We start from the raw sequence: 26,435 nt of genomic DNA on the forward strand, positions 1-26,435 counted from the left end.
AGTATAGGTAGGACGGCGGCAACGCCTAGTCCGGCTTGATGCCCGCGCGCGCCACGATCGGCTTCCAGCGTTGCTGCTCCGCCGCGATAAAGCGGGCGAATTCCTCGGGCGTGCTGCCCACCACCAGGGCGGCGTCCGCGCCCAGCCGCTCCACCGAGGTGGGACTCTTCACCGCCTTGATCGTGGCCTCCGCCAGCTTGGCCACCGCCGGCTGCGGCAGCGAGGCCGGCGCCAGCAGCCCGTACCACTGCGTCATCTCGAAGCCCGGATAGCCCTGCTCCGCCACCGTCGGCACATCGGGGAGCTGCGGAATGCGCTGCGCCGTGCCCGTGGCGATACAGCGCACCTTGCCCGTCTTGATGAACTGGATGATGGCCGGCGCGCCCACCGCCGCCGCATCGAGCCGCCCGGACAGCAGGTCGGTGATCTGCGGGCCGCTGCCGCGATACGGCACGTGGGTGATAAAGGTGCCGGTGGTCGCCTTCAGGTACTCGAAAGCCAGGTGGCCGGCGCTGCCATTGCCCGCCGAGCCGTAGTTCAGCTTGCCCGGCTTGCTCTTGGCCAGGGCCACGAACTCCTTGAGGTTCTTCGCCGGCAGGTCCGGGTGCACCACGTACAGGCTGGGCACCTTCGACAGCAGCGAAATCGGCCGGAAGTCCCTGTTCGGGTCGTACGGCAGCTTGGGGAAGATGTACGGATTGACCGCCAGCGTGCCGATATGGCCGAGGATCAGCGTGTGGTTGTCGTCGGCCCGCGCTACCTCGCCCATGGCGATATTGCCCGCCCCGCCCGGCTTGTTTTCGACGAATACCGATACGCCGAGCAGCTTGGTCAGCTCCGCCGCCGTGGAGCGCGCCACGATCTCGGAACTGCCGCCCGGCGCGAACGGCACCACCAGCCGGATGGGTTTGGACGGCCAGGTTGCCTGCGCGCGCGCCAGCGTGGGCGCCAGGGCGCCGGCGCCCAGCGCAGCCATCAACCCGAGCAGGTGCCGGCGATCGGCGTCAAAGGGGGAATCTGTGGACATGGGGGTCTCCTTCGTTTTTAGTGTGCTACGACGTCAAGCCGGCGCTTATTCCGGCTTGACGTTTCCGTCCTTGATGACCTTGGCCCAGAGCCGCGTCTGGGTGTCGATATAACGCGCCGCCTCGGCCGGCGGGGCGCCTACCACCTCGCCGCCCAGCTCGGCCACGCGCTGGCGGATCTCCGGACTGCCCATGACCTTCTGGAGCGCGTCCGACAGCCGGGCCACCACGGCTTCCGGCGTGTTGGCGGGCAGGAAGGCGGCATTCCATTCATAGACCTCGTAGCCCGCCACGCCGGCTTCCTGCATGGTCGGCACGTTGGGCAGCGCCGAGGTGCGCGTATGGCTGGTCACCGCCAGCGGGCGCAGCTTGCCTGCCTTGATGTGCTGGAGGCTGGAAGCCACGTTGGCGAAGAACAGCGGCACCTGTCCGGCGATGACATCGGTCATCGCCGGACCGCCGCCCTTGTATGGCACGTGGAGCAGGTCCACGCTGGCGCGCTGCTCGAACAGCACGCCGGACAGGTGCTGCGCCGAGCCATTGCCCGACGAGGCGAACGCCACCGTGCCCGGCTTCTGCTTCGCCAGCGCCAGCACGTCCTTGACGTTCGTCGCCGGGAAGGCGGGATTGGCCACCAGCACATTGGGATAGCGCGCCAGCACGCCCACCGCCCGGAACGCCTTGGCGGGGTCGTAGGGCAGGCGCGGATAGAGGCTCGGGTTCACCGCGTAGGACGACGCGTCCACCATCAGCGTGTAGCCATCGGGCGCGGCCTTGGCCACGTACGACGCGCCGATCTGCCCGCCCGCCCCTGGGCGGTTTTCCACGATCACCGTCTGGCCGAGTTCCCGTCCCAGCCCCGGCGCGATCAGCCGCGCCATCAGGTCGGCACCACCGCCGGGCGGATAGGTGACGACGATGGTCAGCGGGCGCGTCGGCCACGGCTGGGCGGCGTCGGCGGCGTGCAGCAAGGTCGGCTGCAAGGCCAGGCCGGCCAGCGTGAGGGGGATCAGGGAACGCATGGGGGTGTCTCCGTCAAATCAATGTTGGGGCGAGGTCAGCGGATCTCGGCCGTGTAGCGGAAGGCATAGGCATCGCCCCGGGTCAGCCGGTATTCGACGCACTGGCCCTGGATATCGAACGCCTGACGCGTGACCAGCGCACAGGGATGGGAGGGCGGCAGCGCGAGCAGCTCGGCTTCCTCGGCATCGAGCAGCCGGAAGGTCACCTCGTCCATCGCCCGGTGCACGGTGATGCCGCAGCGCTGGCTCAGCAGCGGATAGAGCAGCTCGCCCCACTCGGCCATCGGCGTCTCCTGCAGCGCCGAGCAGCGCGGCAACGGCAGCCAGATCGATTCGAGCAGGCGCGGGGTGTCCGCCACCCAGCGCCGGCGCGAGATGGCCAGACCCCGCGCGCCGGCCTCCAGCCCGAAGCGGCTGGCCATGGCCTTGTCCAGCCGCACGCTGCGGCAGGACAGGATCTCCGAGCGCGGCACCGCCGTGGGCGCCGCATCGGCATCGGCCTCCGAGCGGAAGCGGAAGAAGCGCATCATGCTGGCGCCGCTCCCCCCGGTCAGCCCGGTGCACACGAAAGTACCCTTGCCCTGCACCCGCTCCAGCAGCCCCTGCTGCACCAGCACGGCAATCGCCTGCCGGATCGTGCCGAGCGCGATGCCAAACTCGCCCGCCAGCGCACTTTCGGCCGGAATGGCAGTGCCCGGCGACCACTCGCCCGTGACGATCTTCTGCTGCAATAGCGCGGCAATCTGCCCGTAGCGGCTCATGCCTGCCGAGGCGGCGGCCGGTTGGCGCATGGCATTGTCTGGCATCTGGTGTCCGTGTTAGATTCCACTCCTATAGAGGACTAGAGTATCCGGACCGGGCCAGCCCGCCATATCGGGGCTAACCCGCACAGAGGAGAATCGTGCCGATGACGACAAGCCAGACGCTGGTGGACTGCCACTTCCATGTCTTCGATGCCGGCGTGGCCGTGGCTTCGGCACGCTACCGGCCGCCCTACGCCGCGTCGCTGGCGGACTGGCTGTCGATGGTCGGGTCGATGGGCGGGTCGATGGGCGACCCGTCGGTGGACCCCTACGGCGTGGTGGTCCAGACCAGCTTCCTCGGCACCGACAACGCGGCGATGCTGGCTGCGCTGCGCCGCATGCCGGGGCGGCTGCGCGGCGTGGCGGTGGTCGATCCGGCCGTGGACGACGCCGAACTCGCCACGCTGGATGCCGCCGGGGTCCGGGGCATCCGCCTGAACCTGTATGGCGATGCCGGCTGGCGGCGCATCAACACCGCGCCGTGGCGCTCGCTGTTCCAGCGCGTGGCAGCGCTGGGCTGGCACGTGGAAGTCCACACGAACAATGGCGACGGCGCGATGGTGCTGGCCGCGCTCGATGCCGCGCTCGACAATGCGCCGGCCCCCATCGTGCTCGATCACTTCGGCCGCCCCGGCCCGCTCGGCGTGGACGACCCGGTCTTCGACACGGCCCGCACCGTGGCCGTGCGACGCCCGCTCTGGATCAAGATCAGCGCGCCCTACCGGCTGGCCAGCCCTGACCAGTGGCCGACACTGGCTGCGCATTGGGCCGAGATAGCCGGGCCGGACCGCCTGCTCTGGGGCAGCGACTGGCCGTGGACCAACCACGAGGCCCCCGCACGTGCCGACGAATGCCGCGCGGTGATGGCCTGGCTCGCACAGCGGCCGGATTTGTCGGAAGGCTTGCGCTGGCGCAATGCCGCCGCGCTCTACGGCTTCGCACTGGCGGGCTGAAGCGCCCACACAGCCGCCCATCTAGCTGACGCGGCGCGTCCGCGCCGGTGCACCGGACCCGCCGGCGGTGCACGCCATGCCCCGCTCCGGGGCCCGGGCTTCCTCCCCCTTCCGCCCGCCTTTCCCTCCCCATTTCCCCCAATCCCAGTCCCCAAGCCGGATTCCGGGCGCGCCGGCTATCAGGGTATTCACTGGCATTGCTCTTGCTAGACCAATGCTGGAAGATATCCTAAATATATTAAGCAGATATTTGCGAGCCCAACCCGACCCAACCGAGGAGTCCCCTGTGACCAATTCGACCAATTCGAGCAACGCCACCAATCCCCGCTGGACCGGCATCTTCCCCGCCATCACCACCAAGTTCCACGCCGACGAGCGGATCGACGCCGAGGGCACTAGCCGTCACATCGAATTCCAGATCCGCAATGGCATCCATGGCCTGGTGACCTGCGGTTCGCTGGGCGAAGCCAGCACGCTGTCGCTGGAGGAGAAGCTCGACGTGGCGCGCATCGCCGTGGAAGCCGCCGATGGCCGCATCCCGGTGCTGGCCAACGTCTCCGAGACCAGCACGCGAGACGCCCTGCGCTATATCGACGGCGCGAACAAGCTCGGCGTGTCCGGCTTCATGGTGATGCCCTCGGTGATCTACGTGGCCGATGCCCGCGAGGCGATGCAGAACGTGCGCGTCATGGCGGAAGCCGCCCAGAAGCCGGTGATGGTCTACAACAACCCGGTCGCCTACCGGGTGGACCTCAAGCCCGAGCACATGGTGGAGCTGGCCGACTGCAAGTGGGTGGCGGCGATCAAGGAAAGCACGGGCGATGTCCGCCGCGTGACCGACCTGCGCAACACCCTGGGCGACCGCTACCAGATCTTCATGGGTGTGGACGACCTGGCCTACGAAGGGCTGGCGCTGGGTTGCGACGGCCTGCTGGCCGGCGTGGGCTGCGCCTTCCCGCGCGAAACCGTGGCGCTGTTCGACCTGATGAAAGCGGGCAATTTCGCCGAGGCGCTCAAGCTGTATCAGTGGATGACCCCGATGCTCCACCTCGATGTCTCGAACAAGCTGGTGCAGAACCTCAAGCTGATCGACACCCTGGTCGGCGTGGGCTCCGAGTTCATGCGCCGCCCGCGCCTGCCGCTGGTGGGCGAGGAGCGCGCCTTCGTCGAACGCGTGGTGCGCCAGGCGCTGGAGACGCGGCCGGCGAAGTACCAGTCGGTGGTATGAGGCCAACTGCGTGATGCATGCCTGCGGCGGCCCCCGGGGCCGCAGCAGGCATCCAACTTGCACCAGCCGTCGTGTCCGTGATCGTCACGACCGCCCCCTTCGTCCTGGAGTCTGCCTGCCATGCCTGACCTTCCCTCCCTCACTGCCACCGATGCGCCCGCCACGGCCACGGCCACCGTCAAGCGACCGGTGCGCTGGGTGATGCGCGCCTCGGACGCCGTGCTCGCCGTGGAGCGCCATGCGCTCGGCGGCCTGATGACGCTGCTCGTGCTGCTGATCCTGCTCAACGTGGTCACGCGCTACGCGGGGCTGCCGCTGTACTGGGTGGACGAAGCGTCGGTCTACGCGGTGGTCTGGCTGACCTTCGTCGGGGCGTCGGTCATGACCCGCCTGCGGCTCGATTTTGCCGTCGGGCTGCTCACCGAGCACCTGCCCCCGAAGGCCGCCCGCGCTGCCAAGGCCATCTCCACGGGCGGCGTGCTGCTGTTCGGGCTGGCTCTGCTGGCGATGTGCTGGGTCTGGATGGACCCGGTCGGCATCGTCCGCTACGGCTTCGACGCCCGCGAGTACGCGGCCGAATCGTTCAACTTCCTCTACACCGAGCACACCCAGACGCTCGAATGGCCGGTCTGGGTGCTCCAGCTGATCATGCCGCTGTTCTCCTGCACCCTGAGCCTGCACGCGCTGGCCAACCTGCTCGAAGACCTCGACCTGGCGCCGCGCCGCGCCTACCCCGAGTTCCAGGTGGGCAACTCCGAGACGGTGAACTGACATGCCGACAACCTTCTTCTTCTGCGGCGTGATGCTGGTCGGCGTGCCGATCGGCATCTGCCTGTGCCTGGCCGGACTGGCGTTCATTTTCAGCACCGGCGCCACCGTGCTGCTGCAATCGTTCCCCTCGCAGATGTTCGCGGGCGTGGACAGCTACGGCCTGATCGCCATCCCCCTGTTCATCCTGATCGGCGAGATCATGAACAGCGGCGGCATCACGCGCCGGCTGGTGGATCTGTCGATGGCCTTCGTCGGCTCGATCAAGGGCGGCCTGGCCTACGTCAACATCCTGGCCAATATGCTGGTGTCGTCGATCATCGGCTCGGCCACGGCCCAGGTGGCGATCATGTCGCAGGTGATGGTGCCCGAGATGGAGAAGCAGGGCTACGACAAGACCTTCGCGGCGGGGCTGACCGTCTACGGCGGCATGCTGGGGCCGATCATCCCGCCCTCGGTAATGTTCGTGGTCTACAGCGTGCTGGCCCAGGTGGCCGTGGGCGACATGCTGATCGCCGGCATCCTGCCCGGGCTGCTGCTGACGGTGCTGTTCTTCATCATCATCGCCATCATGGGGCTCTTCTACAACTACCCCCGCAGCGCGCGCAAGACGCTGCGCGAGCGCGCCACCACCGTGATCCAGGCCAGCCCGACGCTGCTGATTCCGGTGGTGATCGTCGGCTCCATCCTCGCCGGCGTGGCTAACCCGACCGAGGCCGCCGCCGTGGGCGCGCTGGCCGCGGCGCTCGTCGGCCGTTACGTGACCAAGGAGTTCGACCTGCGCACGATGCCGGCCATCCTGCTGCGCTCGGCCATCTATTCGGCCATCGTGCTGTTCCTGGTGGCAGCCGCCGCCGTGTTCTCGTGGCTGCTGATCTACGGCAAGATCCCGCAGATGGTGGCGGCCTGGATCCAGACCATCGCCCACAGCCCGGTCGAATTCCTGCTGCTGGCCAACGTGATCCTGCTGATCATCGGCACGGTGATCGACGGCATTCCGGGCCTGATCATGACCGTGCCGATCCTGCTGCCAATCGCCACCGAGGTCTACCACATCGACCCGCGCCACTTCGGGGTGGTCATCGTCATCAACCTCGTGCTCGGGCTGATGTCCCCGCCCGTGGGGCTGAGCTTCTTCGTGGCCTCCGCCGTCACCGGCGCCAAGCCGGGGAAGATGTTCATGGTCACGCTGCCCTTCTTCCTGATCAGCTGCGTGGCCCTGGTGCTGCTCTCGCTGTTCCCGAGCCTGTCCATCGCCCTGCTGGACTAGCCGACCGATCCAACCCGATCCAACCCGATCCATAGCCGTCCCATCCGCCTCGCCGTTACCCATCGAACCGCACAGGAGCCGCCATGACCCTCATCACCCGCCGCCGTTTCCTCAAGACCACCGCGCTGGCCACCGTTGCCGCGCCCATGGTCATCACCTCGACCACGCGCGCCGCCACGACCAAGGAGTTCCGCCTCGGGCTGATCACGCCCGCCGGGCACTCGTGGAACCGGGCCGCCGTGGCCTTCGGCGAGTCGCTCAAGAAGGAAACCGACGGCCGCCTGACCGTGACCGTGTTCCACTCGGGCCAGCTTGGCAATGAGTCGGCGATGATGCAGCAGCTCCAGTCCGGCGCGCTCGACATGGGCTGGATCCAGGCGGCCGAACTCGGCTCGCGCGTCTCCAGCGTGGCCGCCATCAACGCGCCCTATCTGGTGCGCTCCACCAGCAGCGTGGCCAAGCTGGTGCGCACGCCGGCGGCCCTGAAGCTGCTGGACGCCCTGCCGCGCGAAACCGGCACCATCGGCCTGGGCTGGGGCATCACCGGCATGCGGGTCGTGTTCGCCACGCGCGACATCAATTCGCCGGACGACCTCAAGGGCATGAAGCTGCGCATCAACCCCACGCCGGTCTACCGCGACTTCTATTCGATGCTGGGCGCCGCGCCCACGCCGATCCCCACCCCGGCTGTGTTCGACGCCATGACCAATGGCCAGGTGGATGGGCTGGAGGCCGACATCGAACTGTCCTGGAACCAGCGCTACGACAAGATTTCCAAGTCCCTGCTGCCGATGAACGCGCTGTTCATGCCGTTCGCGCCGCTGGTCTCGGGCCGGATCTGGCAAGGGCTGGACGCGAAGGACAAGGACATCGTGCGCGCGCTGGTCACGCAGTCGCTGACCGCGCAGATCAACGACATCGTCACCACCGAGGCGGGGCTGATCGAGAAGCTCAAGCAATCGTCGGTCCATTTCAAGAGCGTCGCCAACTACGACCCGGCGCCGGCGATCCAGAAGTTCGACGCCCTGTGGGTGGCCAAGGCCCCGGCGATTCCGGAGCTGCGCAAGATCGGCGCCACGCTCTGAGTGCGCCAAGGCCCCCTGAGCCCCCCGGCGGCGGTCACGGCATAATGTCGACCGCCGCCCCCGCTGCCAACCTGTTCGAGATGCCGACACCTTCCAGAAACCAGAGCGCCGAGACCGACAACCGTGAAAAGCGCCGCGCCGCCGACGTGGCCTACGACCGCATCGAGACGCTGATCTCCAAGCTCGAGATCGCCCCCGGCAGCCCCGTGGTGGAGGCCGAGTTGGCCGAACTCACCGGGCTGGGCCGCACGCCCGTGCGGGAGGCGCTGGTGCGCATGGTGTCGATGGGGCTGGTGCTCCAGCAGCCCCGGCGTGGGCTGATCGTCTCGACCATCGACGTCATGGACCATCTGGACGTGCTGGCCACGCGCCGCGTGCTGGAGCGGCTGATTGCCGCCAATGCCGCGCGCCGCGCCACCGATACCCAGCGCAAGGCGCTGATCGCCAGCGCCCAGAAGATGGTCAAGGCCGCCCAGCGTGGCAACCTCGACGAATACATGGCCGCCGACCAGGCGCTGGACCACGTGAACCACGCGGCCTGCCGCAACCGCTCGGCGGTCAAGGCGGTGATCCCGCTGATCGTGCAATGCCGGCGCTTCTGGTACGCCTATCAGCACGAGGGCGAGATTGCCGAAGGCGCCCAGGCCCACCTGGTCATGGCGCAGGCCATCGCCAGCGGTAACGAAGCCGAAGCCGCCGACGGCGCGGAGCGGCTGATGGACTACCTGGAGCGCTTCGCGCGCCGCGTCGTCAACGCCTGATTTCCCCTCCTTACATCGGCTGCCAGCCGCCGCTGGTGGCCACCAACTGCTGCGTCAACTCCATCGTGCCGCTGCCCCGCACCACGCGGGCCAACACCGGGAAGGCGCCCTGCACCGCCGCGTCACTGGCCCAGGGGGCCGGATCGAGCATATAGGTGTAGCGGACGGTGGTGGTGGCGTGCGCCGCCTTGTCGCCCACGCCGCTGGCCTTGGGCGTGTCCCAGCCAGTCACCTTGTTCACGCGGACGTGCCCGTAGCAGAGATCCGGCTCGGCGGTGTCCGTGCCTTTCGCTGCCGTCCCGGGATGGGCATTGACGAAGCCGCGCCCCTTGTCGGTCAGGTCATAGCGCAGCGCCTTCACGGTTTCCGTCTCGCCGTTCTGGTGACGCAGCGTCATCTCGGCACTGGTGTGCGCCACCAGCCCGGCATGTTCGAGCGCGGGCATCTGGATGCCGTCGCGCAGTGTCCCCGCCACGGGCAGGTCCGGCACATCCACGGGCCAGCTATGGCGGCCGATGCAGAGGTCGCCGTGGGCTTCGAGCTGCTTCTCCAGCGCGGCGCGGAAGTTGGCTTCGTTGGGGGCGTCCGGGGCGCTGCAGCCGGCGAGCATAGCCAGCGCAGCAAGGGTGGCGAAAAGGATCGGTTTCATGGTCTTGGTGTCGATGGAATAAGGGGTCATGGCGTCTGTGCCTTGTGCGCGGCGTTCCGGGCGGCGTTCTCGGCCGCGGCTTCCGCCACCGTGTGGGCCTGCGGACCGCTCTCGGCGGTGCCCGCCGGCGGCACGAAGCCATCGGTCAGCGTCTTCAGGAAGACGATCAGGTCCTGCATCTCCGAGTCAGTCATCGGCGTGGCGCTCCCCGGCTTGCGCAAGTCCAGCGGCATCTGGTCGTCCAGGTTGGCGCGGTACGACGCCGGCAGGTCGTTGAACTTGTTCACGCGGCCCCGGGCATCACGCGGGTACCACTTCTCCGGCGCGGTGTCCCGGGTGTTGTAGAAGCGCACCACCTCCTCCAGCGACTTGAACACCCCGTTGTGCATGAACACGTGGCGCGTGGCCACGTTGCGCAGCACCGGCGTCTTGAACATGCCGCAGGTGGCCGCCGCACCCTTGTCCTTGCCGGGGCGATGGTCGGTGCGCAGCGGGCCGCACAGGCCGAGGTCGAAATATTTCGGATCAGCGTTGGCCGGGATTTCCATGTTGCGCGGCACGCCGATGGCGGCGAACGAGTAATCGCTCGTCATGTCCTGGCTGCCGTCGTTGCCACCGCCGATCAGGTGGCAGGCCATGCAGTTGCCCTTGTTGGGATCCAGGAACACGCGCAAGCCACGGACCTCCGCATCGGTCAGCGCGCCGCCGAGCTTGTTGTTGCGGTAGCGGTCGAACTTGCTGCTGTAGGGGTGGAAGCTGCGGTCTTCCACCTGGAACGCCTGGAGCGCGGCGCCGACCAGCGTGAAGGCGCGCTCGGTGTCATCGAACACGGTGGCGCCGTAGGTCTGGCGGAAGGCGTCGGCGTGGGCGCCGTGCTGTACGGCCTCGACCACGGCGGCTTTGCTCGCATTGGCCATCTCGTTGGACGCCAGCAGCGGAATCGCGGCCTGCTCGGCGATGGTGTTGGCGCGGCCGTCCCAGGTCAGGCCGCCGCCGGGACCGGGCGGGCTGACCATGTCGGGGTTCTCGAAGGTATCCGAGTAGGCGTTGGTGTACTCCTTGTACATCAGCGTGGGCACCGCGCGCGTGCCCGGCGCCTTGCCGTCGGCCCCGCCCAGCTGCACCGAGAGGTCATTGGCTGGTGCGTAGGCGTGGTTGGGGTCGTGGCAGGTGGCGCAGGACATCTTGCCCGTGCCGGACAGCGAGGGATCGAAAAACAGCTTCGCGCCGAGCTGCGCGGCGGGTGACAGGGGCGATGCCGGAGCCGATGGCGCCGGCGCGGAAACGGTCTGCACSGCGGCCTTGGCTGGCGTGGCAGCGTGCGGCGCCGTCTCGGTGGCCGGCTTGCAGCCGACGAGCGTGACAGCACACGCGGCCGCCAGCAGGCTGGCGGCAAGAATGGAGTGGGACATGGTCTGGATCAGCGGTGGCAGCCGGGCGCACAGCCGGGCCAGGCCCGGTTGCGCACCATAAGAAGATCGGGGCCCCGGGCGACGGCCTGCGCCGCGCGCCCGGCGCCCCGCCACATCAGGACTTGATCGCCCAGATATTGGTCTGCGTGGCATCCGGCCCGCTGGCCGTGTTGCCGCCGCTCAGCGTGCCGCTGCCGCTCACACCGCGCGTGGCGCCGCCCGAGACGATATCGCCGGCCTTGACCACGTAGTTGTGGTTCATCGGACGCACCGAATCGAAGTGGGTGTTGGCGCTACCCGAGTACTCGGCCAGATTGGCCAGGTTCTGGGCGATGTACTGCTCGGTGTACTTCGAGCGGTTCATGTACGACGTCGGCACGCCCGGGTCGGCCAGCGCGAACATGTCCTGCATCGTGCGCACGAACGAGAAGTGGCTGTAGGCATCCGAGTCGATGACCTGCTTGGGCGCGCCCGGCTGGTTGGTCAGCAGACCGAAGATGGTCGGACCATCGCCCTTGTTGCCGCCGTTGTAGCGCGGAATCGCCGTGGTGATGCCTTCGTCCAGCGGAGCGCCGCTGGTGGCAGTACCGCCCACGTTCCAGCCGCAGCACGACGAACTGCCGAAGAAGCTCGACCCTTCGTCGAACAGCATGACGATGGCCGACCGGCGGCTGGTGTTCTGCCACACCGGCGATGCCTTGATGGTCTCCACCAGGTACTTGGCGTAGGCGTCGCCGCGCTTGATGCCCGGCACGCCCGAGGTGCAGTCCGCCACCGCCGAGCCGGTGCCGTGGATGTCATCGCACTGGTCGGGGACGATGTAGTTCAGCGCGCCAACGTCGCCGCTCTTCAGGTCATCCTCGAACTGGTGGGTGTTCCAGGTGATGCCGTGGCCCTGCGCATAGGTCTGGATGGCCGCATCCCACTGGCCGCCGCCCACGGTACGGTTCAGGTTCTTGAAGAAGTCCGGACGATTGCGCACCTCGTCGAAATTCACCGCCGGGTGGTGCTTGGTCTTGTACAGGCTGGAGATCATGGGCTCGGTGGCGCCCGCGCCGGACGTCACGTTGACGGCGGTGATGGCCGCGTTGCCGGCGCCGTCCTTGCGCGGGTCCTGGCCCGGGTCCATCGACTCGCTGTACACGCGCGTGCCCATGCCGGCGTTGTACATCGCCGTGAACAGGTTGCGGCGGCCCTTGAGGTTGTGGACCTTGGTGTCGGCGTTGCAGGCGGCCAGCGGCTGGTAGACGTCGGTCGGCTGGTTGGCGGTGTCGCCGGCCGGCAGGCAGTTCCAGGCGTTGTCGTCGGCCACGCCCCAGTCGTCGGCGCTGGCCAGCGAGATGTAGTTCGGCTCGCTGGGGTTGCCGGTGGAGAAATAGTTGGCCGCCTTGTTGCCTTCCTGGTTCAGGTACTTGTAGAAGTTCGGGTAGGCCGGATCGTCGATGGTCTGGTTGCTGTGGTTCTCGAAGACCACCACGAACAGGTGGTCGTAGCGCGGGATACCTTCCGGGTTGAACGCAGCGTCCTGCGCAGCCTTCAGCGTGGTGACCGGATCGGTGGCGGCATCGCTGATAAAGCCACGGTCGAGGATCTTCGAGGCCAGCGTGTAGCGCCCGGCGAGCGTGTTCGACTCGGTCAGCAGCGCGGTGGCGGCGTGGGCGTCGGCCACGCTGGCCGGCAGGGCCAGCACGTCATCGGCCTTGACCGTCACATCGGCGGTGCCGCCGGTGAGGCTCAGGCGGCTGGCGATGGCGGTCTTGGCATCGGCCACCGTCAGCGATTCGGCTTCGGTCAGGCGCACCACTTCCGTCGATAACGGACTGATGACTACCTGAGCGCCATTTGCCGCCTGGTCGGCCGCGCTGCGCAGCACCAGCTTGCTGGCGACCTTGGCCGGGGCGCCGCTGGCGTCCGTGTAGGTGGCGTCCGTGCCGACCACGGCCACCAGGCTCGTGGCCGCCGTGGTCAGCGTGAAGCGGCCATCGGCGCCGGTGCGCGTGGCGGCTTCGCCGCTGTCGCACGCGCCGTTGCCGTTGGTATCGGCACACACGGTGGCGTTGGCATAGGCGATCGGGACGATGGTCTGCTGGACGGCATCGCCCGTGCTGCTCTTGGCGTAGTCCACGCCCGTGGCGGACGATTGGGCGACGCCAGTCGGGTTCTTGATCGCCGTGCCCATCACGCTGCCGCTGACCGTGGCCGGGGTGGCGTTGGGCGTGGACGCGGCCGGGGTGCCGCCGTCATCGCCGCCGCAGGCGGTCAGCATGGCGGCTGCGGCCAGCGCCGTGAGTAACGGAACAAAGCTGTGGTGGTTTGGGTGCATTGTATTTTTGGCTCGCCGGGCTAGGGCGATATGTAGTGGGTATCGTTGGAGTGCCGCACCCAAAAGCCCGCCCCGTCGCGATGGTTCTGGCGGGTGGGCCGCCTGCGCGAGGGAGTTTTTCGACGGGGGAAAGCCGGTACGCGATTCCCTGTCATGTGTGCAGCGGCCCTGATCCTAGGAGCCAAATATGACCGTTTGATTGCTCCGGTACCACACGAAAGTTACAGAAAATTTCAAGCCAGCAACCGGTTGCATGCCGCGCGCAATGCCGGGATACTGGCGCCGCCCGTTACCCATGCCGTCCCATGCACGCCTCGCCCCAATCCTTGACTACCCCGCCGCGCCAGCTTGCCACGCTGCATTTCACCGCCGAGTTGCGCGACTGGATCGTGCAGGCCTTGCAGCGCGGCGGCCGTCCGGATGAACTGGTGCGCGCGCTGGCCGCGCAGCGCTTTGCGCCGGACGTGGCGCGCGAACTGGTGGAGGCTTTCGCCCGCGTGCTGCGCGAGGGACTGCCATTGCCGGAGGGCAGCATCACGGTGGAGCGCACCGCCCCCGCCACGGCGCCAGCCCAGCCCCGGCTGCCGCGTGCGTCGGTGCTGCACGGTGGCGACCGCGACGTACCCGTGCTATCCCGCACCGAGCGCCCCGTGGTGGCCGTGCTCGAAGGCGTGCTCAGCCATGATGAGTGCGATGCATTGATGGCGGCGGCGCGGCCTCGCCTCGCGCCATCGACCCTTGTCGATCCGCGCACCGGCGAGCACATCGTGAGCCCGGACCGCACCAGCGAGGGCATGTTCTTCCGCGTGGCCGAGGCGCCGTGGCTGGCTACGCTCGACGCCCGCATTTCAGCCTTGATGCAGATGCCGATGGAGAACGGCGAGGGCTTGCAGGTGCTGCGCTACGCCCCGGGGGCGCAGAGCCGCCCGCACTTCGACTTCCTGATGCCGAACAACGCCGCCAATCAGGCGTCGATTGCGCGCAGCGGGCAGCGTGTGAGCACGATGGTGATCTACCTGAACGACGTGCCGGCGGGCGGGGAAACGCTCTTCCCCGAGATCGGCCTGTCCGTGGTGCCGCGCAAGGGCAATGCGCTGTACTTCGAGTACTGCGACGACCACGGCCAGCTAGACGGCCGCACCTTGCATGCAGCCGCCGAAGTGCTGGCCGGCGAGAAATGGGTGGCGACGAAGTGGATGCGGCAGCGGCGCTTCGTGCACGCCGCCGAAGCCGAGCGCCAGGAACTTACTCCACCCGAATCCCGCGCGCCTTGACCAGCGCCTGCCAGCGCGTCGATTCGGTGTGCAGGAAGCTCTTGAACGCCTGCGGCGTGTTGCCGACCGGATCGAGCCCGGCCTGCTGGAGCTTGGCGCGCACGGCCGGGTCCGCCACCGCCTTCTGCACCGCGTTCGCGATGGTCTGCACGCGGTCCGGCGGCGTGCCCTTGGGCACGAAGACGCCGTTCCACTCCAGCACCTCGTAGTTCGGCATGCCGCTCTCGGCCAGCGTCGGCGTATCGGGCAGCGCCTTCAGGCGCGTCTTCGAGGTCACCGCCAGCGCGCGCAGCTTGCCGCCGGTCAYGTACTGGAGCGTAGAGGCCGTATTGCCGAAGTAGGACGCCACCTGGCCGCCCATCACATCGGTCAGCGCCGGCGCGCCGCCTTTGTATGGCACGTGAAGCAATTCGATCTTGCCCTGCTCGTTGAACATCTCGGCGGCCAGATGGGAACCCGTGCCAGCGCCGGCGGACGCGTAGGTCAGCTTGCCGGGCGTCTTCTTTGCGGCAGCGATGAACTCGGCCACGGTCTTGTACGGCGCGTTGATGGCCACCACGAGGATCTGGGGCGCCGTGGCGACCAGCGAGATCGGAATGAAATCGGCCGATGGGTCGAACGGCAGCTTGCGCAGCGCGCCGTTCACGGCGAAGGCCGAGGCGTCGTAGAGCACCGTGTAGCCATCCGCCGGGGCCTTCGCCACGGCGTCCGCGCCGATCACGCCGCCGGCACCCGGCTTGTTGTCGATCACCACGGTCTGGCCGAGGAGTTCGCCCACCTTCTGGGCGACGACCCGCGCGGTGTTGTCCGCCCCGCCGCCGGCCGAGTACGGCACCACCATGCGGATGGGCTTGTCCGGGAAGGCGAAAGCGGCGAGCGGCACGGCCGCAGCCAGGGTCGCCACGGCCTTGCCGAGGCGTTGCAGGGTCTTGCTCATGGTTGTCTCCGTTCTTGAGTTCTATGGACCGGCTTACGCGGCCTCGAATCCGTACAGCGCGGCGGGGTTGTCCACCAGGATGCGGCGGCGCGCCGACTCGGTGCCGGCCCAATCGGCCAGCAGGTCGAACAGCAAGGCATCGTCCGGCTTGGCGTGCGGCTCGGTGGAATGGGGCCAGTCGCTGCCCCAGACGAGCCGCTCCGGCGCCGCCTGCACCCACGCACGGGCCACCGGCGCGATGTCGGCATACCCACCGCCGGCGCCGACCATCGAATCCAGATAGGCGCCCGACAGCTTCAGCCACGCACGGCCCTCCGCCAGCAGCCTGGACACCAGCGCGAACGCCGGGTGCGCCGTGCCGCCGGGCAGCGGCAGGCGGGCCAGATGGTCGAATACCAGCGGCGTGGGCAGCCGCGCCAGCAGGTCGCCATGGGCGACGATCTGGTCGGCGGTCCAGTGCAGTTGCAGATGCCAGCCCAGTTCGGCGATGCGGTGCGCCAGCGTCTCCACCATCTCGAAGCCCACCACGGCGTGGGCCGGGGTGTACAACGAGAAGCGGATGCCCCGGATACCGCCGGCATGGAGCGCCTGCAGGGTGTCATCGGACACATCGGGCCGCACCACCCCCACGCCGCGCGTGTTGGCGAGGCCAAGCTGGCGGATCGCATCGAGGGTGCAGCTGTGATCGGTGCCGTAGCAGCGGGGCTGGACGATCACCGCGCGACGCGTGCCCAGCAGCGCCTGCACGCGCCGGTAGTCCGCCACGGTGGCGTTGGCCACAGCCGGGGCGATGGCCGGGAAACGCGAGTCGTAGATATGGAGATGGGCGTCGCAGGCGTCCGGCCATGCCGTGCTGCGTGGCGCGGCGCTGGCCGAACTGTTCGGCACGGGATGGAAGCCAGCCTCGGTCTCCCCCTCAGCCACGGCCAGCCAGCCGGTCGGCCGCCTCGCGGACGGTGTCCCCGTGCTGGTCCAGCGCCGGCGCGGCAAACGGCTCCGGGCCCGGCGTGCGGCCAAACTTCACGGCGCGCGTGAAGCCGCGATAGCGGCCCACCACCGGGTGATCGAACGTCGTCACCATCTCCTCGGCCAGCACCTGCGGGAAATCGAACATGTCTTCCACCGAGCGCGCCGCCGCGCAGGGCACTTCCTCGCCGAACTCGGCCTCCCATTCCAGCGCCGACCGCTGCTGCAGGGCCGCGTGCAGCTTGGGCAGGATCTCGCCCTGATGCTGGGCGCGCTTGCGCACGCTGTCGTAGCGGTCGGTGGAGAGCAATTCCCCCAAACCCGTCTTCTCGCACAGGGCGCGCCAGAAGTGCGGGGTGTTGGCCGAGATGTAGAGATAGCCGTCCCGGGTGGGATGGATGCCGGTGATGCCGCCCGAGCGCATGTCGCGCCCCACGTCGCGCGGCTCCGAATCGGCCCAGACCATGCGGGCCGACTGCATGGTCAGCGCCGCCCGCAGCAGCGACACGCCCACGTACTGCCCCACCCCACTCTTCTCCCGCTCATAGAGCGCGGACGCCACGCCGCCCGCCACCAGCGCCGAGGCGTAGTAGTCCACCACCGAGCCGTACAGGATCTCGGGCGGCCCGCCGTGCTTGCCCTGCAGCGTGCACATGCCGGTCATGGTTTGCAGCACCTGGTCGTAGCCGGCCTTGTCCTTGAGCGGCCCGGCCTCGCCGTAGCCGGTGACCGCGCAGTAGATCAGGCGCGGATTGACGGCGGCCAACTGCGCGTAGCCGATCCCCAGCCGCCCCGGCACGCTGGGCCGGAAGTTGTGCACCAGCACGTCGGCCTCGCGCACCAGCGCCAGCAGTCGCTCCAGATCGGCCGGAGCCTTCAGGTCGAGCACCACGCCCAGCTTGCTGCGGTTCACGCCCAGGAAGGCGCGGGACTCCGTCTCCAGCGTGGACGGGTACTTGCGCAGGTTGTCGCCGACGGGCGGCTCCACCTTGATCACGTCCGCGCCCTGATCCGCCAGCAGCGAGCAGCCGTACGGCCCCGCGATATAGGCGCTCAGGTCCAGCACGCGTACGCCGCTCAGCGGACCGGGCTGTCCTGCCCGTGGCGCGCCGAAACCGCCCGCCTGGCCCTCGGTCTGGCCCTTGGTGTTGGGTTGCATACTCACTCCGAAAAATCTCTAAATACTCAATCCGCGACGATGTTCTGCTGCTTGGCCAGCGCCTTCCAGCGGGTCACATCGGCGGCAATCGTCTCGGCGAACTTCTGCGGCGTGCCGGGCGTGACCTCGGCGCCTTCCTTCAGGATCGCCTCCTTGACGGCGGGCTTGGCCAGCGCCTGATTCACCGCCGCGTTGAGCCGCGCGACAATCGCCGGCGGGGTGCCAGCCGGCGCCAGGAAGCCCCACCAGAGTTCGAACTCATAGCCGGGCACGGCGGTGGCCATCGGCACCAGATCCGGCGCAATCGGGCTGGGCTTCAGGCTGGTGATGCCCACGGCGCGAACCTTGCCGGCGCGCACCATCGGCAGCAGCGACGGCCCGCTGGAGATCAGCAGTTGCGTCTGGTTGCCGATCAGGTCGGTCACGGCCGGGCCCATGCCCCGGTACGGCACGTGGGTGATGGCGAGCTTGCCGGCCTGCGCCTTGAGCAGTTCGGTGCCGAACTGGTTGACGCTGCCCGGGCCGGACGACGCGTAGTTGTATTTGCCCGGATTGGCGCGGATGGCGTTGACCAGCTCCTGCGGCGTCTTGGCCGGGAAGTCATTGCTGACCGCCACGATGAACGGCCCGTGGGCCACCATCGCCACCGGCGCGAAGCTCTTCACGGCGTCGAACGGCAGCTTGCTCTGGATGGCCGCGTTGGTGGTCATGCTGGAGGACACCGCGACGAGCGTGTAGCCGTCCGGCGCCGCCTTGGCCGCCAGGCCGGTGCCGGTGTTGCCGCTCGCGCCGGGGCGGTTGTCGATGACCACGGGCTGCTTCAGTTCCTCGCCGATCTCCTTGGCCACGATGCGCGCGAAGATGTCGTTCGAGCCGCCCGGCGGGTACGGCACGATCAGGGTGATGGGCTTGGAGGGGTAGGCGCCCTCGGCGACGGCCACAGCCGGCACAGAGATCGCGGCCGTTGCAGCAACCGTCAGGCCAAGGCATGCCACGGCACGCAGCGACGATGGATTCGTCATGGTGTTTGTCTCCTGTGTGTTTTTTATATAGATACTGCGGGGAATCCGATCAGGCGGCGATCAATCCAAGCTTCCGGCCAATCTCGACAATCGCCTGCGCGCGGCGCACAAACGGGGGATCGATCATCTTGCCGTCCACCACATAGGCGCCCACGCCCTTGGCGTCCGCCTCCTCGGCAGCCACCACCACGCGCAGCGCGTGGGCGATTTCCTCGTCGGACGGCCGGTAGACTTCGTTGGCCAGCGCGATCTGGCTCGGGTGGATGCAGCTCTTGCCCAGGAAGCCCATCTGGCGGGACATCTCGGCCTCGGCGCGGAAGCCCTCGGTGTCGCGGATATTGGCGAACACCGTGTCGTAGGCATAGACATTGGCCTCGGCGGCCGCCATCCGCACGGCGAACATGGCGGAGGCAATCGCCGCCGTATTGCGTCGATGTACGCCAGCCGGCTCGAACAGGTCGCCCAGCCCAAGCTGGAGGCCCGCCACACGCGGATGGGCGCCGGCCAGCTCGGCGGCCAGCCGCAGTGCCTTGGGCGTTTCGATATTCAGCAGCAGCCCGACCTTCGCATCACTATCGCCAAACCCATTGGCCCGTTCGGCCTGTTCGATGGCCGCCGCCGCGCGGCGCACGTCATCGGCACTTTCCGGCTTGGGCAGGTTCACCAGATGCAAACCCGGCACGACCACCGCCGCCAGATCAGCCTCGAAATGTGGCGTATCGAGACCATTGACGCGCACGATCAGCGTCTTGGTGCTGGCGCGCGTCTCGGCGGCGCGCAGCAGGCCGGACAGCAGCGCCCGGGCCTCGCCCTTCTTCTCCTGGGCCACCGCATCCTCGAGGTCGAACGACAGCGCGTCGGCATCGCTCGCCAGCGCCTTGGCGAAAAACTCGGGGCGTGAACCGGGCACGAACAGCTTGCTTCTCATGGCGAATACCGTATCTCCGTGGGGGTGACAGGCAGTGTCCGCGAACCGATGAAAAAGATAAACTATCCTTTACTACGTTCGTACATTAGAAATTCTATGGAAACCGCTTACCTGAAGGCTTTCGCGCTGGTGGTAGAAACCGGCACGCTGGCGGAAGCCGCGCGGCGGCTCAATGTGACCCCGGCGGCGATCTCGCAGCAGATCCAGGTGCTGGAGCGGCAACTCGGCACCACGTTGCTGGGCCGGGCCGGCCGTACCGTGGCGCCCACCGAGTCCGGGCGACGGCTGGCGGAGCGCTGCGTGACCCTGCTGCGGGAAGTGGATGAACTGAGGGGATGGGTGAATCAGGCGGACGCCGTACGCGAACTGCGCATCGGCACGATCAACACCGCGCTGCACAGCCTGCTGCCGGACGCGCTCGCGCGGTTCGCGGCGGTGCACCCCGGGGTGTCGGTGCATATCCGCTCGGCGCTGTCCCACGAATTGTTCGATGCGGTGAAGGATGAATCACTCGATGCCGCCGTCTGCCTGCATCCGCCCTTCGCCCTTCCCAAGACCTTCGCCTGGGATTTGCTGCGGCAGGAGCCGCTGGTGGTACTGGCGCCGGCGCAGGACCGCGACGCCGATCCGCACGAACTCCTGCGCACCCGGCCCCTGATCCGCTATGACCGCAGCCTGGGCGGCGGCAAGCAGGCCAGCGACTACCTGCGCCGGGCCGGCATCACGCCCGCGCAGGAGCGCTTCGAGCTGAGTTCGCTGCTGGCCATCGCCATGATGGTGGACCGTGGGCTCGGGGTGTCGCTGGTGCCGGACATCGCCTCGCCGCTGACCGCCGGGCTCCATATCGCCAAGCTCCATCTGCCGATCGAGCCGGAGCCGCGCCGCTTCGGCCTGCTATGGCGCCGGACGTCGCCCGGGGCCAGCGTGATCCGCTCCTTCCTCGAGCAGGCCCGGCTGGCGGCGGGTACCTGATCGCGCGACCGTGCGGCCCTGCTGGGTGATCAGCAGCCCGCTGACCACCAGCGCAATCGACACCAGCAACGACCCCGACGGCCACTGGCGACCCACCAGCAGTTCCAGCACCGCCGCCGCCACCGGCCCCAGCGCCTGGAAGCCGACGACCCGGCTCGCTTCCAGCCGCGTCAGCGCCCAGAGCCAGCAAAAGTACCCCACGCCGCTGGACAGCCCGATAAACGCGACATGCCCCCACTGCGTCAACGACAGGGACGGCCACAGCGGCTGCCCGGTCGTCGCGCAGAGCGCCAGCAGGAACACCACCGCCGCGCACATCGCCAGCACGCTGGTCGGCAAGGCGGGATAGCGCTGCAGCAAGGGCCGAACCAACAGGCTGCTCACGGCGCCGATCACGGTCGCCCCGATCAGCGCGGCCATCGCACCAAGGTGTGTGCCGCCGCCGACGGCACCGAGGGGCGCCCCATGCAGCAACACCGCCACGCCCGAGACGGCGCAAACCAGCCCCGTCAGCTTGGGCAGGCTGAACGCCTCCTGCCCGCTCAGCACGGCCAGCAGCATCGTGAACAGCGGCATGGTCGAGAAAACCAGCGCGCAGGTGGCGGCCGAGAGCACGCCGAGCGCGTGGTTCAGCAGCACGATCAGCACGGCGAACTGGCACACGCCCAGCCCGGCGAGCACCGCCGCATCCTTCCGGGCAAAGCGGGTGCGGGTCCGGGCGCGCATGCCGAGCCAGGCCGGCCCGATCAGCACGCACAGGCCAATCAGATAGCGCAGGAAGGCCAACGTGGCTGGCGACGCATCGGCCGACACCGCCCGGGTCGACACCATCGCCGCGCCCACCAGAATGCCAGTCAGCGCGGCCGCGACGATGGCCGAGGGGTCGCCCCTCACAGATCCCGCGCCCAGATCTGACCGACAAGATCCTTGCCGAAACTGTGATGGGCCTCTTCCTCCACGAGCGTGAAGCCGGCCTTTTCGTAGATCTTGCGCGCGTCGGTGAGGATGTCGTTGGTCCACAGCATCATCCGCTTGTAGCCCACCCCGCGCGCGAAGCGCAGGCACTCATCCACCAGCCGATGGCCGATACCCAGCCCGCGCGCGCTGGCATCCACATAGAGCATACGTAGCTGGGCGGTCTCCGCGTCATGCCGCACGACGAACACCGAACCCACCGCCTTGCCGTCCTTCTCCGCAATCCAGCAGCGCTCGGCGCTCGGGTCGTAGTCGCGCAGGTACTTGGCGACGATCTCCGCCACCAGCGCCTCGAACTCGCTATTCCAGCCRTACTCGCGCGTGTACAGCACCGCCTGCTGGCGCACGACCCAGCCCATGTCGCCCGCCTGCGGGTCACGCAGGATGTAGCTCGGGGTCGATTCGCCGAGCAGGGCTTCGATCTGCGTCATGGCGTCCACCAGTTGCTGCTGGGTGGACTCGGTCATGCGGCCCAGCATCGCGGTCACCTCGTTGCGCGAGGCCAGGTTCAGCACCTCGAAGGTGGCCCGGCCGGCATCGGTCAGCGCCAGCTCGCTGACGCGGGCATCGGCCTGCGAGCGGGTCTTGGCGACCAGCCCCTGCTTCTCGAAACCGGCGATCACCCGGCTCAGGTAGCCGGCGTTCAGGCCCAGCTCACGGCACAGGTCGGACGAGGTCAGGCCCGTGCGATGGGCCAGCTCGTACAGGATCCGGGCTTCCGTGAGAGAAAACTCGCTTTCCAGCAGATGCTCGTGCAACAGGCCAATCTGGCGGGTATAGAAGCGATTGAAGCGGCGCACGGTTTCCGCGCGCGCAAGAACTTGCGGATTGGGAGACATGTCGGGGACGATTTATTTGCCTGAGGCAAATTATTGGTTGCTTAAGGCAAGCAAATCAAGCAAATAAATCAAGAAATGCCGATTCAGCCCCGCGCGACTGCCCGCAGTACCAGCGCCAACTGCAGCGCGGTAGCGGCCACCGTATCCACCTCCGGCACATGGCCGTGACGAATCCAGTGCAGCGCCACGTGGATGATGCCGCCCGCCACGCCGGCCAGCAGCATCGGATCGGGCTCGGGCGCACCCGGCAGCAGCGTCCGGGCGAGCAGTCCGCCGAATTCGCGCAGGGACCGCCCCAGCGCCTCGTCCACCAACCGGCTCACGCCCCGGATCTCCACCAGGAACACCCGGGCCGAGCGGGGCTCGCACTGCAATGTGCCGAAATAAGCACGCAGGATAGCCAGCGCGCGATGCTCGCCATCGCCCCCGGCATCCTCGCCCGCCTGTTCGATGCGCAACAGCAACCGGTGCGTGACCGTTTCAAACGAAGCCAGCAGCAACGCTTCGCTATTGGCGAACGATTCGTAGAAGTAACGCTCGGTCAGGCCGGCGGCTTCGCACACGGCCTTGACCGTGGCGTTCTGGTAGCCGCGCTCGCCGTAGACCTGCACGGCAGCGGCAATCAGCTGGGCGCGGCGCTGGGCGCGCCGCTCTTCGGCTTCGGCGCCGCGATAGCGGCGGGCGGGGATCAGCTCGGCAGTCATGGGCGCCAGTATGACATTCCCTATTGTCAGATGGCGTCTGACAACCTATGTTGTCAGAACTCCCAAGATCCGGATGCCCGTCATGACCGCCCCCACTCCCGATGACGCAGTCCTCGATGTCCTGATCGTCGGCGCCGGCCTGTCCGGCATCGGCGCCGCCCGCCAGCTCCAGCAGCGCTGCCCCGACAAGCGCTTCGCCATCCTCGAAGCCCGCGACACCCTGGGCGGCACCTGGGACCTGTTCCGCTATCCCGGCATCCGCTCCGACTCGGACATGTACACGCTCGGCTACCGCTTCAAGCCGTGGCGCGGCGCCAAGGCCATTGCGGACGGCCCGTCCATCCTCAGCTACATCCAGGAAACCGCCGAGGAAGCCGGCATCACGCCCCACATCCGCTTCGGCCACAAGGTGGTGGGCGCGGCGTGGGACAGCCGCGACGCCTGCTGGACCATCGACGCCGAACGTGCGCAAAACACCACTCCGGCCGTCCGCGTGCGGCTGCGCGCCCGCTTCCTCTACGTCTGCGCCGGCTACTACAGCTATGCCGAGGGGCACCGCCCCGCCTTCCCGGGCGAGGAAACCTTCCGGGGCCAGATGGTGCACCCGCAGTTCTGGGATCCGTCGATCGACTATGCCGATAAGCGCGTGGTGGTGATCGGCAGCGGCGCCACCGCCGTGACGCTGGTGCCGGCCATGGCCGAGACCGCCGCGCACGTGACCATGCTCCAGCGCTCGCCCACCTATATCGTGACCCGCCCCGGCGAGGACGCCATCGCCAACAAGCTGCGGCGCCTGCTGCCGGAGCGGCTGGCCTACCGCGCCACGCGCTGGAAAAACGTGCTGCTGGGGATGTTCTTCTTCCAGCTCGCCCGCCGCCGGCCCGAGAAGGTCAAGCAGCGGCTGGTCAGCATGGCCGCCGCGCAGCTCCAGCCGGGCTTCGACGCCGCCACGCACCTGACCCCGCGCTACAACCCGTGGGACCAGCGCGTCTGTCTGGTGCCCGATGGCGACCTGTTCCAGTCGATCCGTAACGGCCGCGCCTCCATCGTCACCGATCAGATCGAACGCTTTACCGAAGATGGCATCGTGCTGAAGTCCGGCCAGACGCTGCCGGCCGATCTGGTGGTGGTGGCCACCGGGCTCAAGCTGAACATGCTCGGGGACATCGCCGTCCATGTGGATGGCCAGCCGCGCCGGCCGTCCGAACTGCTCGCCTACAAGGGCATGATGCTGAGCAACGTGCCGAACCTGGTGCTGGCTTTCGGCTACACCAATGCGTCCTGGACGCTGAAGGCCGACCTGACCGCCGAGTACGTCTGCCGGCTGCTCAAGTACATGGATCACCACGGCCATCGCTACGCCCTGCCGCAGGTGGACCCGGACGTGCAGCGCGTGCCCTTCCTCGATTTCAGTTCCGGCTACGTGCAGCGCGCCGCCGCCGTGCTGCCGCGCCAGGGCCACCGCAAGCCGTGGCGCGTGTATCAGAATTATCTGATGGACATGCTGACGATCCGCCATGGCCGCATCGACGATGGCGTGCTCCGCTTCGACACCACGCAGGCCACCACGATGCCCACCCAAGACCCCCTCGCCGAAGCCCAATCATGAATGCCTTGCTGATTTTCGTACTCGTCATAGCGATAGTGGTGCTGGTACCGCTGGCGCTGCTGTTCCTGTTCACCTGGCGCACGGCACGCAAGATCGAGGCGGCCCTGCCGCCCACCGGCCGGTTCGTCGAGGTGCCCGGCGCCCGCCTGCACGTGGTGGAGCGTGGCGAGGGGCAGCCAGTGCTGCTGGTGCACGGCCTGGCCGGTCAGCTCGCCAATTTCGACTACGGCATGATCGCGCCGCTGGCGCGTGACTTTCGCGTGATTGCGGTGGACCGCCCCGGCGCCGGCTACTCCACCCGCACGCCCGGCGCCCCGGCGGACCTGCGCGCGCAGGCCGACACGCTCGCCGCGCTGATTGACCATCTCGGGCTGGAGCAGCCGCTGGTGGTCGGCCATTCGCTCGGCGGCGCCATCGCGCTGGCGCTGGCCACCTATCACCCGGCGCGCGTGGGCGGGCTGGCGTTGATCGCCCCGCTCACCCATCCGCCCGAGGTGGTCTCGCCGGTGTTCAAGGCGATGGCCATGCAGAGCGCGCTGATGCGCAAGCTGATCGCCTGGACGCTGCTGATTCCGATGTCGATCCGCAACCGCGAGCAGGTCATGGAGGTCGTCTTCGGCCCGGACGCGGCGCCAGCGGACTTCCCCACGCGCGGCGGCGGCCTGCTGGGGCTGCGGCCCGGCCATTTCCTCGGGGCGTCCGAAGACCTGCACGGCGTGGCGCACAGCCTGCCGCCGCTGCTGCCGACCTATGGCGATCTGAAGATGCCGGTCAGCATCCTGTTCGGCCGCGAGGACCGCATTCTCGATTACCGCGAGAACGGCGAGGCGCTGGTCGCCAAGCTGCCGGCAGCCCGGCTGACATTGGTGGCCGGCGGGCATATGCTGCCGGTGACGGCCGTCGAGGCCAGTGTTGATTTCGTGCGTAACGCCGCCGCCAGCCTGCGCGCGGCGGTGCCCGCCTGACCTTCCTGCCCGTGATGACCGAGGAGCCTGCCATGGCCAGTTCCGCTTCCCCCTCTCCCGCCCCCTCGACTGCGTCCGATCCCTACCAGCGCGACCTGCTCACCGCCTTCCGCGCCGTGCGCAAACTGCTGGCGGACGGCAACGACACCGAGCAGGTCTTCCTCATCATGCGGGCGCTGAACGGCCCCGCCATGCCGAAGAACTACCGCCGCCTGCTCAGTACGCGGCAGGGGCGGCGGCTGGCCTACCAGCGCATCGAACTGGCCGAGCGGCTCACCGACCCGGCCTTTATCGCCAGCTTCGCGCCGGGCACGGTGGGCGCTGCCTATCGGCAATTTCTGGAAAAGACCGGCTATAGCGCCGATGGACTGGCCAAGGTGTCGAACCTGAACCAGGAGCCGGTGATGGAGGACGCCTATCTGTGGTTTGGGCGCCGCACGCGGGACATCCACGACATCTGGCACGTCCTGACCGGCTATCGCGCCGATGAGAGCCTGGGCGAGGCGGCGCTGGTGGCCTTCAGCTACGCCCAGACCGGCGGCACCGGCTGGGCCTTCATCGCCGTGGCCGCCGCCCTGAAAAGCCTGCGCGTCTCGCGCAGCACGGCCTTCGCCCGCGCGGTGCTGGAAGGCTACCGCCGGGGCCGCCGTGCCGGCTGGCTGCTGGGGGAAGACTACGAAACCCTGCTGCACGAGCCGATGGACGCGGCGCGCGCCCGGCTCGGGATTGCCGAACCGGCGCGCTACCTGGCCTGCAACCCGGCGCAGGCCTGGACAGCGTAACGAG

General features: G+C 68.3%; 25 protein-coding genes. 11 read left to right on the top strand and 14 right to left on the bottom strand.

Annotated elements, in window-relative coordinates:
* Positions 1 to 25: 25 nt before the first annotated feature.
* The 3 genes from AC1DEL_RS25320 to AC1DEL_RS25330 are packed head-to-tail and all read right to left on the bottom strand — an operon-like array spanning position 26 to position 2,853.
* Positions 26 to 1,027 (bottom strand): Bug family tripartite tricarboxylate transporter substrate binding protein, encoded by a 1,002-nt coding sequence (locus AC1DEL_RS25320; protein WP_092296398.1) that lies wholly within the window; start codon positions 1,025 to 1,027, stop codon positions 26 to 28.
* A 45-nt stretch (positions 1,028 to 1,072) separates the two neighbouring features.
* Complete coding sequence (locus AC1DEL_RS25325; RefSeq protein ID WP_092296401.1) at positions 1,073 to 2,047, bottom strand: tripartite tricarboxylate transporter substrate binding protein; 975 nt, start codon at positions 2,045 to 2,047, stop codon at positions 1,073 to 1,075.
* 35 nt (positions 2,048 to 2,082) lie between these two features.
* Positions 2,083 to 2,853, bottom strand: a complete 771-nt coding sequence (locus AC1DEL_RS25330) for a GntR family transcriptional regulator (RefSeq protein WP_477125952.1) — start codon at positions 2,851 to 2,853, stop codon at positions 2,083 to 2,085.
* 101 nt (positions 2,854 to 2,954) lie between these two features.
* On the opposite strand from AC1DEL_RS25330, the gene AC1DEL_RS25335 reads away from it, so the two are divergent.
* From AC1DEL_RS25335 to AC1DEL_RS25360, 6 genes are all read left to right on the top strand, one after another.
* Positions 2,955 to 3,803, top strand: a complete 849-nt coding sequence (locus AC1DEL_RS25335) for an amidohydrolase family protein (protein WP_477125953.1) — start codon at positions 2,955 to 2,957, stop codon at positions 3,801 to 3,803.
* Positions 3,804 to 4,089: 286 nt separating this feature from the next.
* Entirely contained in the window at positions 4,090 to 5,031 is a 942-nt protein-coding gene (locus tag AC1DEL_RS25340) for a dihydrodipicolinate synthase family protein (RefSeq protein WP_477125954.1), read from the top strand.
* A 120-nt stretch (positions 5,032 to 5,151) separates the two neighbouring features.
* Positions 5,152 to 5,802, top strand: a complete 651-nt coding sequence (locus AC1DEL_RS25345) for a TRAP transporter small permease (RefSeq protein WP_092296413.1) — start codon at positions 5,152 to 5,154, stop codon at positions 5,800 to 5,802.
* Between the two features lies 1 nt (position 5,803).
* Positions 5,804 to 7,069, top strand: coding sequence for a TRAP transporter large permease (locus tag AC1DEL_RS25350; protein WP_092296416.1), 1,266 nt, complete (start codon positions 5,804 to 5,806; stop codon positions 7,067 to 7,069).
* Between the two features lie 83 nt (positions 7,070 to 7,152).
* Positions 7,153 to 8,154 carry a TRAP transporter substrate-binding protein gene (locus AC1DEL_RS25355; protein WP_092296418.1) on the top strand — a complete coding sequence of 334 codons (1,002 nt, stop codon included), beginning with the start codon at positions 7,153 to 7,155 and terminating at the stop codon, positions 8,152 to 8,154.
* A gap of 80 nt (positions 8,155 to 8,234) precedes the next feature.
* Positions 8,235 to 8,915, top strand: coding sequence for a GntR family transcriptional regulator (locus AC1DEL_RS25360; RefSeq protein WP_441593325.1), 681 nt, complete (start codon positions 8,235 to 8,237; stop codon positions 8,913 to 8,915).
* A gap of 10 nt (positions 8,916 to 8,925) precedes the next feature.
* Here AC1DEL_RS25360 and AC1DEL_RS25365 read toward each other — a convergent pair whose 3' ends face one another.
* From AC1DEL_RS25365 to AC1DEL_RS25375, 3 genes are all read right to left on the bottom strand, one after another.
* Complete coding sequence (locus AC1DEL_RS25365; RefSeq protein ID WP_092296424.1) at positions 8,926 to 9,594, bottom strand: hypothetical protein; 669 nt, start codon at positions 9,592 to 9,594, stop codon at positions 8,926 to 8,928.
* On the bottom strand, positions 9,591 to 10,976 hold the full coding sequence (locus AC1DEL_RS25370) for a cytochrome-c peroxidase (RefSeq protein ID WP_092296427.1): 1,386 nt from the start codon (positions 10,974 to 10,976) through the stop codon (positions 9,591 to 9,593). The genes AC1DEL_RS25365 and AC1DEL_RS25370 overlap by 4 nt, the downstream gene beginning before the upstream one ends.
* A 115-nt stretch (positions 10,977 to 11,091) precedes the next feature.
* Positions 11,092 to 13,299: an alkaline phosphatase family protein gene (locus AC1DEL_RS25375; RefSeq protein WP_477159212.1), complete on the bottom strand. Its 2,208-nt coding sequence runs from the start codon at positions 13,297 to 13,299 to the stop codon at positions 11,092 to 11,094.
* A gap of 326 nt (positions 13,300 to 13,625) precedes the next feature.
* On the opposite strand from AC1DEL_RS25375, the gene AC1DEL_RS25380 reads away from it, so the two are divergent.
* The gene (locus AC1DEL_RS25380; protein WP_477125956.1) at positions 13,626 to 14,573 is read left to right on the top strand and encodes a 2OG-Fe(II) oxygenase; all 948 of its coding nucleotides are present in this window, start codon (positions 13,626 to 13,628) and stop codon (positions 14,571 to 14,573) included.
* Here AC1DEL_RS25380 and AC1DEL_RS25385 read toward each other — a convergent pair.
* From AC1DEL_RS25385 to AC1DEL_RS25405, 5 genes are read right to left on the bottom strand one after another with little or no spacing between them, the layout of a single operon-like run.
* Positions 14,545 to 15,510, bottom strand: a complete 966-nt coding sequence (locus AC1DEL_RS25385; RefSeq protein WP_477159213.1) for a tripartite tricarboxylate transporter substrate binding protein — start codon at positions 15,508 to 15,510, stop codon at positions 14,545 to 14,547. The two genes, AC1DEL_RS25380 and AC1DEL_RS25385, sit on opposite strands and share 29 nt — an antisense overlap.
* A gap of 33 nt (positions 15,511 to 15,543) precedes the next feature.
* The gene (locus tag AC1DEL_RS25390) at positions 15,544 to 16,398 is read right to left on the bottom strand and encodes an amidohydrolase family protein (RefSeq protein WP_477125966.1); all 855 of its coding nucleotides are present in this window, start codon (positions 16,396 to 16,398) and stop codon (positions 15,544 to 15,546) included.
* Positions 16,399 to 16,426: 28 nt separating this feature from the next.
* Entirely contained in the window at positions 16,427 to 17,635 is a 1,209-nt protein-coding gene (locus tag AC1DEL_RS25395) for a CaiB/BaiF CoA transferase family protein (RefSeq protein WP_092296439.1), read from the bottom strand.
* 26 nt (positions 17,636 to 17,661) lie between these two features.
* Positions 17,662 to 18,657, bottom strand: coding sequence for a tripartite tricarboxylate transporter substrate binding protein (locus AC1DEL_RS25400; protein ID WP_092296442.1), 996 nt, complete (start codon positions 18,655 to 18,657; stop codon positions 17,662 to 17,664).
* 49 nt (positions 18,658 to 18,706) lie between these two features.
* Positions 18,707 to 19,585 (bottom strand): HpcH/HpaI aldolase/citrate lyase family protein, encoded by an 879-nt coding sequence (locus tag AC1DEL_RS25405; protein ID WP_454757846.1) that lies wholly within the window; start codon positions 19,583 to 19,585, stop codon positions 18,707 to 18,709.
* Positions 19,586 to 19,681: 96 nt separating this feature from the next.
* Between AC1DEL_RS25405 and AC1DEL_RS25410 the strand changes: the two genes are divergently transcribed.
* Positions 19,682 to 20,557 carry a LysR substrate-binding domain-containing protein gene (locus AC1DEL_RS25410; RefSeq protein WP_092296448.1) on the top strand — a complete coding sequence of 292 codons (876 nt, stop codon included), beginning with the start codon at positions 19,682 to 19,684 and terminating at the stop codon, positions 20,555 to 20,557.
* Here the strand turns inward: AC1DEL_RS25410 and AC1DEL_RS25415 are convergent.
* The 3 genes from AC1DEL_RS25415 to AC1DEL_RS25425 form a co-directional block, all read right to left on the bottom strand.
* A complete protein-coding gene (locus AC1DEL_RS25415) occupies positions 20,480 to 21,451 on the bottom strand; it encodes a DMT family transporter (protein WP_477125957.1) in 972 nt (323 codons plus the stop codon). The genes AC1DEL_RS25410 and AC1DEL_RS25415 overlap by 78 nt on opposite strands.
* On the bottom strand, positions 21,448 to 22,371 hold the full coding sequence (locus AC1DEL_RS25420) for a bifunctional helix-turn-helix transcriptional regulator/GNAT family N-acetyltransferase (protein WP_092296451.1): 924 nt from the start codon (positions 22,369 to 22,371) through the stop codon (positions 21,448 to 21,450). Before AC1DEL_RS25420 ends, AC1DEL_RS25415 begins: the two co-directional genes overlap by 4 nt.
* A gap of 83 nt (positions 22,372 to 22,454) precedes the next feature.
* Positions 22,455 to 23,084 (bottom strand): TetR/AcrR family transcriptional regulator, encoded by a 630-nt coding sequence (locus AC1DEL_RS25425; protein ID WP_477125967.1) that lies wholly within the window; start codon positions 23,082 to 23,084, stop codon positions 22,455 to 22,457.
* 73 nt (positions 23,085 to 23,157) lie between these two features.
* Here AC1DEL_RS25425 and AC1DEL_RS25430 point away from each other — a divergent pair, with 73 nt between their 5' ends.
* From AC1DEL_RS25430 to AC1DEL_RS25440, 3 genes are read left to right on the top strand one after another with little or no spacing between them, the layout of a single operon-like run.
* Complete coding sequence (locus AC1DEL_RS25430; RefSeq protein WP_477125958.1) at positions 23,158 to 24,684, top strand: flavin-containing monooxygenase; 1,527 nt, start codon at positions 23,158 to 23,160, stop codon at positions 24,682 to 24,684.
* Positions 24,681 to 25,649, top strand: coding sequence for an alpha/beta fold hydrolase (locus AC1DEL_RS25435; protein ID WP_441593170.1), 969 nt, complete (start codon positions 24,681 to 24,683; stop codon positions 25,647 to 25,649). The genes AC1DEL_RS25430 and AC1DEL_RS25435 overlap by 4 nt, the downstream gene beginning before the upstream one ends.
* Before the next feature lie 32 nt (positions 25,650 to 25,681).
* Entirely contained in the window at positions 25,682 to 26,431 is a 750-nt protein-coding gene (locus tag AC1DEL_RS25440; protein WP_092296463.1) for a Coq4 family protein, read from the top strand.
* Positions 26,432 to 26,435: the final 4 nt, after the last annotated feature.

The organism is Cupriavidus sp. 10L43_2, from assembly GCF_056395265.1.

What these genes read in the sequence shown, in the direction of transcription:
- AC1DEL_RS25320 (WP_092296398.1), bottom strand. Translation starts at nt 1,027, where the DNA reads ATGTCCACAGATTCCCCCTTTGACGCCGATCGCCGGCACCTGCTCGGG.
- AC1DEL_RS25325 (WP_092296401.1), bottom strand. Translation starts at nt 2,047, where the DNA reads ATGCGTTCCCTGATCCCCCTCACGCTGGCCGGCCTGGCCTTGCAGCCG.
- AC1DEL_RS25330 (WP_477125952.1), bottom strand. Translation starts at nt 2,853, where the DNA reads ATGCCAGACAATGCCATGCGCCAACCGGCCGCCGCCTCGGCAGGCATG.
- AC1DEL_RS25335 (WP_477125953.1), top strand. Translation starts at nt 2,955, where the DNA reads ATGACGACAAGCCAGACGCTGGTGGACTGCCACTTCCATGTCTTCGAT.
- AC1DEL_RS25345 (WP_092296413.1), top strand. Translation starts at nt 5,152, where the DNA reads ATGCCTGACCTTCCCTCCCTCACTGCCACCGATGCGCCCGCCACGGCC.
- AC1DEL_RS25350 (WP_092296416.1), top strand. Translation starts at nt 5,804, where the DNA reads ATGCCGACAACCTTCTTCTTCTGCGGCGTGATGCTGGTCGGCGTGCCG.
- AC1DEL_RS25355 (WP_092296418.1), top strand. Translation starts at nt 7,153, where the DNA reads ATGACCCTCATCACCCGCCGCCGTTTCCTCAAGACCACCGCGCTGGCC.
- AC1DEL_RS25360 (WP_441593325.1), top strand. Translation starts at nt 8,235, where the DNA reads ATGCCGACACCTTCCAGAAACCAGAGCGCCGAGACCGACAACCGTGAA.
- AC1DEL_RS25365 (WP_092296424.1), bottom strand. Translation starts at nt 9,594, where the DNA reads ATGACCCCTTATTCCATCGACACCAAGACCATGAAACCGATCCTTTTC.
- AC1DEL_RS25375 (WP_477159212.1), bottom strand. Translation starts at nt 13,299, where the DNA reads ATGCACCCAAACCACCACAGCTTTGTTCCGTTACTCACGGCGCTGGCC.
- AC1DEL_RS25395 (WP_092296439.1), bottom strand. Translation starts at nt 17,635, where the DNA reads ATGCAACCCAACACCAAGGGCCAGACCGAGGGCCAGGCGGGCGGTTTC.
- AC1DEL_RS25400 (WP_092296442.1), bottom strand. Translation starts at nt 18,657, where the DNA reads ATGACGAATCCATCGTCGCTGCGTGCCGTGGCATGCCTTGGCCTGACG.
- AC1DEL_RS25405 (WP_454757846.1), bottom strand. Translation starts at nt 19,585, where the DNA reads ATGAGAAGCAAGCTGTTCGTGCCCGGTTCACGCCCCGAGTTTTTCGCC.
- AC1DEL_RS25410 (WP_092296448.1), top strand. Translation starts at nt 19,682, where the DNA reads ATGGAAACCGCTTACCTGAAGGCTTTCGCGCTGGTGGTAGAAACCGGC.
- AC1DEL_RS25430 (WP_477125958.1), top strand. Translation starts at nt 23,158, where the DNA reads ATGACCGCCCCCACTCCCGATGACGCAGTCCTCGATGTCCTGATCGTC.
- AC1DEL_RS25435 (WP_441593170.1), top strand. Translation starts at nt 24,681, where the DNA reads ATGAATGCCTTGCTGATTTTCGTACTCGTCATAGCGATAGTGGTGCTG.
- AC1DEL_RS25440 (WP_092296463.1), top strand. Translation starts at nt 25,682, where the DNA reads ATGGCCAGTTCCGCTTCCCCCTCTCCCGCCCCCTCGACTGCGTCCGAT.